General features: G+C 57.4%; 10 protein-coding genes. 4 read left to right on the top strand and 6 right to left on the bottom strand.

All coding sequences use genetic code 11. The annotated features are described in order from the left end of the window. The 4 genes from carB to folA all read left to right on the top strand — a co-directional run. A partial coding sequence (gene carB, locus JO226_RS11320; protein WP_293580960.1) for a carbamoyl-phosphate synthase large subunit occupies positions 1 to 3,171 on the top strand: 3,171 nt, incomplete at its 5' end. Between the two features lie 155 nt (positions 3,172 to 3,326). Beyond that, positions 3,327 to 3,857, top strand: a complete 531-nt coding sequence (gene kefF, locus JO226_RS11315; RefSeq protein WP_293580958.1) for a glutathione-regulated potassium-efflux system oxidoreductase KefF — start codon at positions 3,327 to 3,329, stop codon at positions 3,855 to 3,857. After that, positions 3,850 to 5,715 (top strand): glutathione-regulated potassium-efflux system protein KefC, encoded by a 1,866-nt coding sequence (gene kefC, locus JO226_RS11310; RefSeq protein WP_293580956.1) that lies wholly within the window; start codon positions 3,850 to 3,852, stop codon positions 5,713 to 5,715. The genes kefF and kefC overlap by 8 nt, the downstream gene beginning before the upstream one ends. Positions 5,716 to 5,829: 114 nt before the next feature. Next, positions 5,830 to 6,309: a type 3 dihydrofolate reductase gene (gene folA, locus JO226_RS11305; protein WP_293580955.1), complete on the top strand. Its 480-nt coding sequence runs from the start codon at positions 5,830 to 5,832 to the stop codon at positions 6,307 to 6,309. Between the two features lie 57 nt (positions 6,310 to 6,366). Here folA and apaH read toward each other — a convergent pair whose 3' ends face one another. From apaH to lptD, 6 genes are all read right to left on the bottom strand, one after another. Continuing rightward, entirely contained in the window at positions 6,367 to 7,215 is an 849-nt protein-coding gene (apaH, locus tag JO226_RS11300; protein ID WP_293580953.1) for a bis(5'-nucleosyl)-tetraphosphatase (symmetrical) ApaH, read from the bottom strand. 4 nt (positions 7,216 to 7,219) lie between these two features. Continuing rightward, the gene (apaG, locus tag JO226_RS11295; RefSeq protein WP_293580951.1) at positions 7,220 to 7,597 is read right to left on the bottom strand and encodes a Co2+/Mg2+ efflux protein ApaG; all 378 of its coding nucleotides are present in this window, start codon (positions 7,595 to 7,597) and stop codon (positions 7,220 to 7,222) included. 3 nt (positions 7,598 to 7,600) lie between these two features. After that, positions 7,601 to 8,422 carry a 16S rRNA (adenine(1518)-N(6)/adenine(1519)-N(6))-dimethyltransferase RsmA gene (rsmA, locus tag JO226_RS11290; RefSeq protein ID WP_293580949.1) on the bottom strand — a complete coding sequence of 274 codons (822 nt, stop codon included), beginning with the start codon at positions 8,420 to 8,422 and terminating at the stop codon, positions 7,601 to 7,603. Continuing rightward, complete coding sequence (gene pdxA / locus JO226_RS11285) at positions 8,419 to 9,408, bottom strand: 4-hydroxythreonine-4-phosphate dehydrogenase PdxA (RefSeq protein ID WP_293580947.1); 990 nt, start codon at positions 9,406 to 9,408, stop codon at positions 8,419 to 8,421. Before pdxA ends, rsmA begins: the two co-directional genes overlap by 4 nt. After that, positions 9,408 to 10,694, bottom strand: a complete 1,287-nt coding sequence (gene surA / locus JO226_RS11280; protein WP_293580945.1) for a peptidylprolyl isomerase SurA — start codon at positions 10,692 to 10,694, stop codon at positions 9,408 to 9,410. Before surA ends, pdxA begins: the two co-directional genes overlap by 1 nt. Positions 10,695 to 10,748: 54 nt before the next feature. Beyond that, positions 10,749 to 11,781 (bottom strand): LPS assembly protein LptD (gene lptD, locus JO226_RS11275; RefSeq protein WP_293580943.1); only part of this gene is annotated, 1,033 nt, incomplete at its 5' end.

Raw genomic sequence — 11,781 nt, 5'->3', positions numbered from 1 at the left:
GTTATCGGCCAGGCCTGTGAATTTGACTACTCCGGCGCCCAGGCGTGTAAAGCTCTGCGCGAAGAGGGTTACCGCGTCATTCTGGTGAACTCCAACCCGGCAACCATCATGACCGACCCGGAAATGGCCGATGCGACCTATATCGAGCCGATTCACTGGGAAGTGGTGCGCAAAATCATCGAAAAAGAGCGTCCGGATGCGGTACTGCCGACCATGGGCGGCCAGACGGCGCTGAACTGTGCGCTGGAGCTGGAGCGTCAGGGCGTGCTGGCCGAGTTCGGCGTGACCATGATTGGCGCTACCGCCGACGCGATTGATAAAGCGGAAGACCGTCGCCGTTTCGACGTGGCGATGAAGAAAATCGGCCTCGACACCGCGCGTTCCGGTATCGCACACAACATGGAAGAGGCGCTGGCGGTTGCCGCTGACGTCGGCTATCCGTGCATCATCCGTCCGTCCTTCACCATGGGCGGCACCGGCGGCGGTATCGCCTACAACCGTGAAGAGTTCGAAGAAATCTGCGCCCGCGGTCTGGATCTCTCCCCGACCAACGAACTGCTGATTGATGAATCGCTGATCGGCTGGAAAGAGTACGAGATGGAAGTGGTGCGTGATAAAAACGACAACTGCATCATCGTCTGCTCCATCGAAAACGTTGACGCCATGGGCATCCATACCGGTGACTCTATCACCGTAGCGCCAGCGCAGACCCTGACCGACAAAGAATATCAAATCATGCGTAACGCCTCGATGGCGGTACTGCGTGAAATCGGCGTAGAGACCGGCGGTTCCAACGTGCAGTTCTCGGTAAACCCGAAAACCGGCCGTCTGATCGTTATCGAAATGAACCCGCGCGTGTCCCGTTCTTCCGCGCTGGCCTCTAAAGCCACCGGTTTCCCGATTGCCAAAGTGGCAGCGAAACTGGCGGTGGGCTACACCCTCGACGAGCTGATGAACGACATCACCGGCGGCCGTACCCCGGCATCGTTCGAACCGTCCATCGACTACGTGGTCACCAAAATTCCTCGCTTTAACTTCGAAAAATTCGCCGGAGCGAACGACCGTCTGACCACCCAGATGAAATCTGTCGGCGAAGTGATGGCGATTGGCCGCACCCAGCAGGAATCCCTGCAGAAAGCGCTGCGTGGCCTGGAAGTGGGCGCGACCGGCTTTGACCCGAAAGTGAGCCTGGACGACCCGGAAGCACTGACCAAAATTCGCCGCGAGCTGAAAGACGCAGGCGCAGAGCGTATCTGGTACATCGCTGATGCCTTCCGTGCTGGCCTGTCCGTCGATGGCGTGTTCAACCTGACCAATATCGACCGCTGGTTCCTGGTGCAGATTGAAGAGCTGGTGCGTCTGGAAGAGCAGGTCGCAGAGCAGGGCATTAATGGCCTGGACGCTGACTTCCTGCGCGTGCTGAAGCGTAAAGGCTTCGCCGATGCGCGCCTGGCAAAACTGGCGGGCGTGCGCGAAGCGGAAATCCGCAAGCTGCGTGACCAGTATAATCTGCACCCGGTCTACAAACGCGTGGATACCTGTGCGGCAGAATTCGCGACCGACACCGCGTACATGTACTCCACCTATGAAGACGAGTGCGAAGCGAACCCATCCGTCGACCGCGATAAAATTATGGTACTGGGCGGCGGTCCAAACCGTATCGGCCAGGGTATCGAGTTCGACTACTGCTGCGTACACGCTTCCCTGGCGCTGCGCGAAGACGGTTACGAAACCATCATGGTCAACTGTAACCCGGAAACCGTATCGACTGACTATGACACCTCTGACCGTCTCTATTTCGAGCCGGTGACGCTGGAAGACGTGCTGGAAATCGTGCGTATTGAGAAGCCGAAAGGCGTTATCGTGCAGTACGGCGGCCAGACTCCGCTGAAGCTGGCGCGTGCGCTGGAAGCTGCTGGTGTACCGGTAATCGGCACCAGCCCGGATGCAATTGACCGTGCAGAAGACCGTGAGCGTTTCCAGCAGGCGGTTGACCGTCTGAAGCTGAAACAGCCGGCGAACGCCACCGTGACCGCGATTGAACAGGCGGTTGAGAAGGCCAAAGAGATTGGCTACCCGCTGGTGGTGCGTCCGTCCTACGTACTGGGCGGCCGCGCAATGGAAATCGTCTACGACGAAGCGGATCTGCGTCGCTACTTCCAGACGGCGGTCAGCGTCTCTAACGATGCGCCGGTCCTGCTCGACCGCTTCCTGGACGATGCGGTAGAAGTGGACGTAGACGCTATCTGCGACGGCGAAATGGTGCTGATTGGCGGCATCATGGAGCATATCGAGCAGGCGGGCGTGCACTCCGGCGACTCCGCATGTTCGCTGCCTGCGTACACCCTGAGCCAGGAAATTCAGGATGTGATGCGCCAGCAGGTGCAGAAGCTGGCCTTCGAACTGCAGGTTCGCGGTCTGATGAACGTCCAGTTTGCGGTGAAGGACAACGAAGTCTACCTGATTGAAGTGAACCCGCGTGCGGCGCGTACCGTTCCGTTCGTCTCCAAAGCCACCGGCGTACCGCTTGCAAAAGTGGCGGCGCGCGTGATGGCGGGTCAAACGCTGGCACAGCAGGGCGTCACCAAAGAAATCATCCCGCCGTACTACTCGGTCAAAGAAGTGGTGCTGCCGTTCAACAAGTTCCCGGGCGTTGACCCGTTGCTCGGGCCGGAAATGCGTTCTACCGGGGAAGTGATGGGCGTGGGCCGCACCTTCGCTGAAGCGTTCGCCAAGGCGCAGCTCGGCAGCAGCTCGACGATGAAGAAATCCGGCCGTGCGCTGCTCTCGGTTCGTGAAGGCGACAAAGAGCGCGTGGTGGATCTGGCGGCGAAGCTGCTGAAGCAGGGCTTCGAACTGGATGCGACCCACGGTACGGCGATTGTACTGGGTGAAGCCGGTATTAACCCGCGTCTGGTGAACAAGGTGCATGAAGGTCGTCCGCACATTCAGGACCGTATCAAGAATGGCGAATATACCTACATCATCAACACCACCGCAGGCCGCCAGGCGATTGAAGACTCCAAGCTGATTCGCCGCAGCGCGCTGCAGTACAAAGTGCACTACGACACCACCCTGAACGGCGGTTTCGCAACCGCCATGGCGCTCAACGCGGACGCCACCGAGAAGGTGATTTCGGTGCAGGAAATGCACGCGCAAATTACGAAGTAATCCTCCTCCCGCAGGCCCGATTCCCGGGCCTGCGTTTTTTCTTCTCTTTTATTCATAATTTCACGCTTAACCGATCAAGAATATTGACTATTAGCCGGCAGGATTACTGACTACACTCTTTTGTTAAAAGAAAGTAGTAAAATACAGGCTAATCCATGATTTTAATTATTTATGCCCATCCCTATCCGCAGCATTCACATGCGAATAAAGGGATGCTTGAGCAAGTCAGGGACATGGACGGGGTGGAAATCCGTTCCCTTTATCACCTCTATCCCGATTTTAATATCGATATTACCGCCGAGCAGGAGGCGCTTTCTCGCGCTGAGCTGATTATCTGGCAGCATCCCATGCAATGGTACAGCGTACCGCCGTTGCTCAAACTGTGGATAGACAAAGTGCTGTCTCACGGCTGGGCCTACGGTCATAACGGAAACGCGTTACACGGCAAAAGCCTGATGTGGGCGGTCACCACCGGCGGCGGTGAAGACCATTTCGCCATCGGCAGTTGGCCGGGGTTTGACGTGCTGGCGCAGCCCTTACAGGCCACCGCGCTCTACTGTGGCCTGAAATGGCTACCGCCTTTTTCGATGCACTGCACTTTCATTTGCGATGACGAAGCGCTGCAGGCGCAGGCCCGGCACTATAAACAACGTCTGCTTGACTGGCAGGAGGCGCATCATGGATAGCCATACGCTGATTCAGGCGCTGATCTATCTCGGCTCCGCTGCGCTGATCGTACCCATCGCGGTACGTCTGGGGTTAGGTTCAGTGCTCGGCTATCTGATCGCGGGCTGCATTATCGGCCCCTGGGGGCTGAGGTTGGTCACTGACGCCGAGTCTATTCTGCACTTTGCTGAAATCGGCGTGGTGCTGATGCTGTTCGTGATTGGGCTTGAGCTCGACCCGCAACGGTTGTGGAAACTGCGCGTTTCCGTCTTTGGCGGCGGGGCGCTGCAAATGGTGGTCTGCGGCGTGCTGATTGGCGGTTTCTGCATGCTGCTGGGTCTCGACTGGAAGGTGGCGGAGCTGATTGGTCTGACGCTGGCGCTCTCCTCAACGGCGATCGCCATGCAGGCGATGAATGAGCGCAACCTGACGGTTTCCCGGATGGGGCGCAGCGCGTTTGCCGTGCTGTTGTTCCAGGATATCGCGGCAATCCCGCTGGTGGCGATGATCCCGCTGCTGGCGGCAAGCGGCGCCACTACGACGTTCGGCGTCTTCCTGCTGTCCGCGCTGAAGGTGGTGGGCGCGCTGGTGCTGGTGGTATTGCTCGGGCGCTACGTGACCCGACCGGTGTTGCGTTTTGTGGCGCGCTCCGGACTGCGGGAGGTGTTCAGCGCCGTGGCGCTGTTTCTGGTTTTCGGTTTCGGACTGTTGCTGGAAGAGGTCGGTCTGTCGATGGCGATGGGGGCGTTTCTGGCTGGCGTGCTGCTGGCGAGCTCTGAGTATCGCCACGCGCTGGAAAGCGATATCGAACCGTTCAAAGGGCTGCTGCTGGGGCTATTCTTCATCGGCGTCGGCATGTCGGTGGACTTTGGCACCCTGATCACGCATCCGCTGCGAATTGTCGTGCTGCTGTTCGGTTTTCTGGTGATAAAAACCCTGATGCTGTGGCTGATTGCCCGGCCGCTTGGCGTGCCTAAGGCTCAGCGCCGCGGGTTCGCCGTACTGCTGGGGCAGGGCAGTGAGTTTGCCTTCGTGGTCTTTGGCGCGGCGCAGATGGCGAACGTGCTCGATCCGGCGTGGGCGAAAGCATTAACCCTGACGGTGGCGCTGTCGATGGCGGTGACGCCGCTACTGCTGGTGGTGCTGTCCCGTTTGGAGAAAACCGGCAGCGAGCAGGAGCGGGAAGCCGACGAAATTGATGAAGAGCAGCCGCGGGTGATCATCGCCGGTTTCGGCCGTTTCGGTCAGATAACCGGGCGACTGTTGCTCTCCAGCGGCGTGAAAATGGTGATCCTCGATCACGATCCTGACCATGTCGAGACGCTGCGGAAGTTTGACATGAAGGTGTTTTACGGCGATGCGACGCGGGTCGATCTGCTGGAGTCGGCTGGCGCGGCGAACGCCGAGGTGCTGATCAACGCCATTGACGATCCGAAAGCGAACCTGGAGTTGACGGCGCTTGTGAAAACGCATTTCCCGAACCTGCGGATTATCGCCAGGGCGCGGGATGTCGATCATTACATTCAGCTACGCCAGGCGGGGATCGACGCGCCGGAGCGTGAAACCTTCGAAGGCGCGCTGAAGTCCGGGCGGATGGCGCTTGAGGCTTTGGGGCTCGGAGCATACGAAGCGCGCGAGCGCGCAGACCTGTTCCGCCGCTTTAACCTGCGAATGGTCGAAGAGATGGTAGATATCGCGGAAGAGGACGATGCCTCCTTCGCGGCGGCGTTTAAACGTACCAGCGCCATGCTGACCGATATCATCAATGAGGATCGCAATAATCTGTCGCTGATCCAGCGCCACGGCTGGCAGGGAACCGAAGAAGGAAAACATACCGGAAATCCGGCGGATGAACCGGAAAGTAAACCACTGGCATAACGAGGGGTTAGCCGCAAATCGAAAAATTTTCGCTTTCTTTACTCTGCCGCCAGTCGACGAAAGATTATGCTTTCCGTATAGTGGCGGCAATTTTTTGCATCCGGGAATTTTTCAATGATCAGTCTGATTGCGGCGTTAGCGGTGGATCGCGTTATCGGCATGGAAAACGCCATGCCCTGGAACCTGCCTGCCGATCTCGCCTGGTTCAAACGCAATACCGTTAATAAGCCGGTGGTGATGGGGCGTCTGACCTGGGAATCCATTGGCCGCCCGCTGCCGGGGCGTAAAAACATCGTTATCAGCAGTAAGCCTGGTACAGACGATCGCGTCGAGTGGGTTCAGTCTGTTGATGAGGCGATTGCCGCTTGTGGCGGCGCGGAAGAGATTATGGTTATCGGCGGCGGTCGCGTGTATGAGCAGTTCCTGCCGAAAGCGCATAAGCTCTATCTGACCCATATCGATGCCGAAGTGGAAGGGGATACGCATTTTCCGGACTACGATCCGGACGAGTGGGAGTCGGTGTTCAGCGAATTCCACGACGCGGATGCGCAGAACTCGCACAGCTACTGCTTCGAGATTCTGGAACGTCGTTAATTTTTCCCGTGGCCTACCCCTTTCGTTGCGCGAGAGGGGTAGGCGGGAGAGATGTGTTTACGAGGCGACCGCTTCGCTTTCATCGCTATTGAGGCGACGGTTAGACGGCTGTACGAAATACGCTTTATCCTCCCAGCGCAGGCAGGTAAGATCCCCGCCCCAGCAGCAGCCGGTATCGAGAGCATAGATCCCTTCCGGCGTGCCTTTGCCTTCAAGCGACGCCCAATGACCGAACGCGATGCTGTACTCCTGCGTAACCGGGCCCGGGATCGCAAACCACGGTTTTAGCGGCGCAGGCGCCTCTTCCGGCGACTCTTTGGTGTACATGTCCAGTTGCCCGTTAGGGAAGCAGAAGCGCATGCGGGTAAAGGCGTTGGTGATAAACCGCAGCCGCGCCAGACCGGACAGCTCCGTCGACCAGTGGTTAGGCAAGTCGCCGTACATCGCATCGAGGAAGAAAGGGTAGGAGTCGCTGCTGAGCACGGCTTCAACGTCGCGTGCGCACAGTTTGGCGGTGTTGAGATCCCACTGCGGGGTGATCCCGGCATGGGTCATGATGAGCTTTTTCTCTTCGTCTATCTGCATCATGGGCTGGCGGCGCAGCCAGTTCAGCAGCTCGTCGGCATCCGGCGCCTCAAGCAGCGGCGTCAGCCGGTCTTTTGGCTTATTGCGACTGATCCCGGCAAAAACCGCCAGTAAATGGAGGTCGTGGTTGCCGAGCACAATCCGTACGCTATCGCCCAGCGATTTGACGTAGCGAAGCACATCCAGCGATGCCGGGCCGCGTGCGACGAGATCGCCAGTCAGCCAGAGCATGTCCTTCCCAGGGGTAAACGCCACCTGCTGTAACAGCGCGATCAGTTCATCGTAGCAACCATGAACATCGCCAATAAGATATGTACTCATCGAATTAATGAATTATTGCTGGCACTGCCAGACGGAAAACGGGGATATCAATGGCGAAGGTGTTGCCTTCGGCGTCGATCATTTCATAGTGGCCCTGCATGGTGCCGAGCGGTGTTTCCAGCACGGCGCCACTGGTGTACTGGTACTCGTTGCCGGGATCGATATGCGGCTGTACGCCGACCACGCCTTCTCCCTGAACTTCGGTTTCCCGACCGTGGCCGTTGGTGATAAGCCAGTAGCGTCCCAGCAGTTGAACCGGCGTTCGCCCCAGGTTGCGGATAGTGACGGTGTAGGCGAAGACGTAACGTTCCTCATCGGGTGAGGATTGTGACTCAATGTAGACGCTTTGCACCTGTACGCAAACACGGGGCGAATCTAACATGCTTTAGCTCTCCTTTGAGGGCGCATTGTCCGTCAGCCAGTTTGCCATCTGGCAGTACTGAGCGACAGAGATGTTTTCCGCGCGCATGGCGGGGTCGATGCCGAGCCCGGTCAATACGTCAACGGTAAACAGGTTGCCAAGACTATTGCGGATAGTCTTCCGGCGTTGGTTAAACGCTTCGGTGGTGATACGGCTCAGTACGCGAATATCTTTCACCGGATGCGGCAGCGTACTGTGCGGCACCAGACGCACGACGGCAGAGTCCACTTTAGGCGGCGGCGTGAACGCCGACGGCGGTACTTCGAGCACCGGAATAATCTGGCAGTAATATTGCGCCATGACGCTTAATCGACCATACGCTTTACTGTTCGGTCCTGCAACCAGGCGATTCACCACCTCTTTTTGCAGCATAAAATGCATATCGGCAATGGCATCAGTATAGCTAAACAGGTGGAACATCAGCGGCGTGGAGATGTTATACGGCAGGTTGCCGAAGACGCGCAGCGGCTGACCGAGTGTTTCCGACAGTTCGCCGAAGTTCATGGTCATGGCGTCCTGCTGATAAATTGTCAGCTTTGGGCCCAAAAACGGGTGCGTCTGCAGGCGTGCGGCGAGATCGCGGTCCAGTTCGATAACGGTCAGTTTATCCAGGCGTTCGCCAACGGGTTCGGTCAGCGCGGCAAGCCCTGGGCCGATTTCGACCATGGCCTGGCCTTTTTGCGGATTAATCGCAGAGACGATGCTGTCGATCACAAACTGATCGTTGAGAAAGTTTTGCCCGAAGCGTTTACGGGCTAAGTGGCCCTGATGGACTCGATTATTCATTGAGAGTTAACAATCATTTTGATGGCGAGATTAAGCGCCGTAATAAAACTGCCGACGTCCGCTTTTCCCTGGCCCGCCAGCTCAAGCGCGGTGCCGTGGTCAACGGAGGTACGAATAAAGGGTAAACCGAGGGTGATGTTCACGCCGCGGCCGAAACCCTGGTATTTTAGCACGGGTAGACCCTGATCGTGGTACATTGCCAGCACCGCATCCGCATTATCGAGATACTTGGGCTGGAACAGGGTGTCGGCCGGAAGCGGACCGCTGAGGTTCATCCCTTTCGCCCGCATCTCGTTCAGTACCGGAATAATCGTGTCTATCTCTTCCGTACCCATATGCCCGCCTTCTCCCGCATGCGGGTTCAGCCCGCAAACCAGCACGTGCGGATGGGCAATACCAAATTTATGACGTAAGTCGTCATCAAGAATGGTAATGACCTCCCGGAGCAGTTCCGGGGTAATGGCGTCGCTGATGGCTTTAAGCGGCAGGTGGGTGGTCGCCAGCGCCACGCGCAGCTCCTCTGTCGCCAGCATCATCACCACCTTACTGGCCCCGGAGCGATCTTCAAAGAACTCGGTGTGTCCGGTAAAGGCGATGCCCGCATCGTTGATAATGCTTTTTTGCACGGGGCCGGTGATCAGCGCGGCAAATTCCCCATGGGTACAGCCGTCGCATGCTCGCGCCAGCGTTTCCACAACATAAGGGCCGTTTTGCACGTTCAGTACGCCGGGCGTCACGGGGGCAGAAAGCGCAACGGGAAGCAGCGTCAGGGTGCCCGCGCGCTGGGCAAGAGGAGGCTGGGTCGTGTTGTAGGGCAGCAGCGTCAACGGCAAACCGAGCATGGCTGCCCGGCTTGTCAATAATTCGCTATCGGCGCACACCACCAGTTCGACCGGCCAGTCGCGCTGGGCGAGCTGGACTACCAGGTCGGGGCCAATCCCGGCGGGTTCGCCGGGAGTGATAACGACTCGATGCGATGAGGTCATTAGTTGCTCAGAATTTTGACATAGGCGCTGGCGCGCTGTTCTTGCATCCAGGTGGCCGCTTCTTCTGAGAACTTACGGTTCATCAGCATGCGGTAAGCCCTGTCTTTCTGCGCAGCGTCAGTGCGGTCAACCTTGCGGGTATCCAGCAGTTGAATCAGGTGCCAGCCGAAGGAAGAGTGAACCGGCGCGCTGACCTGACCTTTACTCAGCTTCATCACCGCATCACGGAACGAAGGATCGTAGATATCCGGGCTTGCCCAGCCAAGGTCGCCGCCCTGGTTAGCCGAGCCTGGATCCTGAGACAGCTCTTTCGCTGCTTTCTCAAAGGTGGTTTTGCCGCTCTTAATATCCGCAGCAACCTGCTCTAGTTTCGCGCGAGCCTGATCGTCAGACATGATCGGCGATGGCTTCAGCAGGATGTGGCGCGAGTGGACTTCGGTCACGGAAATCGTCTGGCTCTGGCCACGCAGGTCGTTCACTTTGATAACGTGGAAGCCTACGCCGGAACGGATTGGGCCAATGATGTCGCCTTTCTTCGCCGTACTCAGCGCCTGGGCGAAGATGGACGGCAGCTCCTGAATACGTCCCCAGCCCATCTGACCGCCTTTTAAGGCCTGCTGATCGGCGGAATAGGTAATCGCCAGCTTACCGAAATCGGCGCCGCCGCGAGCCTGCTCAACCACGGCGCGCGCCTGGGTTTCCGCTTCGTTAACCTGATCGGAGGTCGGGTTTTCCGGCAGCGGAATCAGGATGTGGCTCAGGTTCAGCTCGGTGCTGGCATCGTTCTGGTTGCCCATCTGTTTTGCCAGCGCATCCACTTCCTGCGGCAGCACGGTAATGCGACGACGCACTTCGTTGTTACGCACCTCGGAGATGATCATCTCTTTGCGGATCTGAGCACGGTAGGTGTTGTAGTTAAGACCATCGTAGGCCAGACGGCTGCGCATCTGATCCGGGGTCATGTTGTTCTGCTTGGCGATGTTGCCGATGGCCTGATCGAGCTGCTCGTCAGAGACCTTAACCCCCATTTTCTGCCCCATCTGCAGGATGATTTGATCCATGATCAGTCGTTCAAGGATCTGATGACGCAGCGTGTTATCGTCCGGCAACTGCTGGCCTGCCTGGCCGGAGTTCAGTTTTACCGATTGCATTAAACCATCAACGTCGCTTTCCAGTACGACGCCATTGTTTACGACGGCTGCTACTTTATCGACAACCTGAGGGGCGGCGAAACTGGTATTCGCAACCATGGCGATACCGAGAAGCAGCGTTTTCCAGTTCTTCATACTCTTTCCATTTCAATTAACCGCAAGCGCGGGGTACGTTTCATAACCGTGACATTACAGAGAGCTTTGATACGGCAAAATGTTCGAACGCAGCATCTGCTGGGTGCCCAGACCATAGTTAGAGCTCAGACCGCGCAATTCAACACTGAAGCCGATTGAGTTGTCGTATTGGCTTTCGTTGCTGTTGGTATCCCAGCCGTTGAGCTTACGCTCATAGCCGACGCGGATAGCGTAGCAACAGGAGCTATACTGAATACCCAGCATCTGGTCTGCCGATTTGCGGGTGTTGGTATCGAAGTAATACGCACCCACCACGGACCAGCGGTCGACAATCGGCCAGCTGGCGGTCATACCGACCTGGGAAATACCCTGGTTATACTGCTGCGACGTGGCATACGACGGCAGCGTCGCCTGAATATACTCCGGGCTGGCATAACGATAATTCAACTGCACTAACCTGTCCTGATCCCGGCGATACTCAACGGTGCCGCTGGCGGTGGCCACGTTATCAAGACGCGTATCATACTGGATGCCGCCGCGCAGGCCCCACTGGTCGGCCATGCGCCAGTAGGTATCGCCAGCCCACACGATGGAGCCTGTTTTGTCGCTCTCAGTAAACGCATTCCCCTCATCACCTGTGCGTGATGGGGTGAAGTAGTAGATTTGACCCACAGAAACGTTAAAACGTTCCACAGCATGGTCATCATAAACGCGCGTGGTTAAACCGGCCGTGACCTGGTTGGCTGAAGCGATACGGTCCAGGCCGCTGTAGGTGCGGTCGCGGAACAGGCCGCTATAGTCGGATTGCAGCAGCGTGGAGTCGTAAACACCGATATTGCTCTGATCTTTGAAAGGCACATACAGGTACTGAACGCGAGGTTCCAGTGTCTGGGTGTACCCCTGAGACCAGTCCATTTCGCGCTCAAAGACCATTTTTCCGTCGATTTTAAACTGCGGTAGCACGCGGTCGACGGATTCCTGGAGATGAGCGTTATTGGTCGTATTATAGTTATCGATATTGGATTGATCATAGTGAGTGGCCATCAATTTGGCTTCGGTATTAATACTTCCCCAGCCGTTCGATAAG

Origin of the sequence: Pluralibacter sp. (genome assembly GCF_019237635.1) — a bacterium.
In the GTDB taxonomy this organism is placed as follows: domain Bacteria; phylum Pseudomonadota; class Gammaproteobacteria; order Enterobacterales; family Enterobacteriaceae; genus Enterobacter_B.
The sequence above is the reverse complement of the archived record's forward strand: the minus strand, read 5'-3'. Positions and strand labels throughout refer to the sequence as shown.

Coding starts and splice junctions, on each gene's coding strand:
- apaG (WP_293580951.1), bottom strand. CDS start 7,597: ATGTTAGATTCGCCCCGTGTTTGCGTACAGGTGCAAAGCGTCTACATT.
- folA (WP_293580955.1), top strand. CDS start 5,830: ATGATCAGTCTGATTGCGGCGTTAGCGGTGGATCGCGTTATCGGCATG.
- apaH (WP_293580953.1), bottom strand. CDS start 7,215: ATGAGTACATATCTTATTGGCGATGTTCATGGTTGCTACGATGAACTG.
- pdxA (WP_293580947.1), bottom strand. CDS start 9,408: ATGACCTCATCGCATCGAGTCGTTATCACTCCCGGCGAACCCGCCGGG.
- surA (WP_293580945.1), bottom strand. CDS start 10,694: ATGAAGAACTGGAAAACGCTGCTTCTCGGTATCGCCATGGTTGCGAAT.
- kefC (WP_293580956.1), top strand. CDS start 3,850: ATGGATAGCCATACGCTGATTCAGGCGCTGATCTATCTCGGCTCCGCT.
- kefF (WP_293580958.1), top strand. CDS start 3,327: ATGATTTTAATTATTTATGCCCATCCCTATCCGCAGCATTCACATGCG.
- rsmA (WP_293580949.1), bottom strand. CDS start 8,422: ATGAATAATCGAGTCCATCAGGGCCACTTAGCCCGTAAACGCTTCGGG.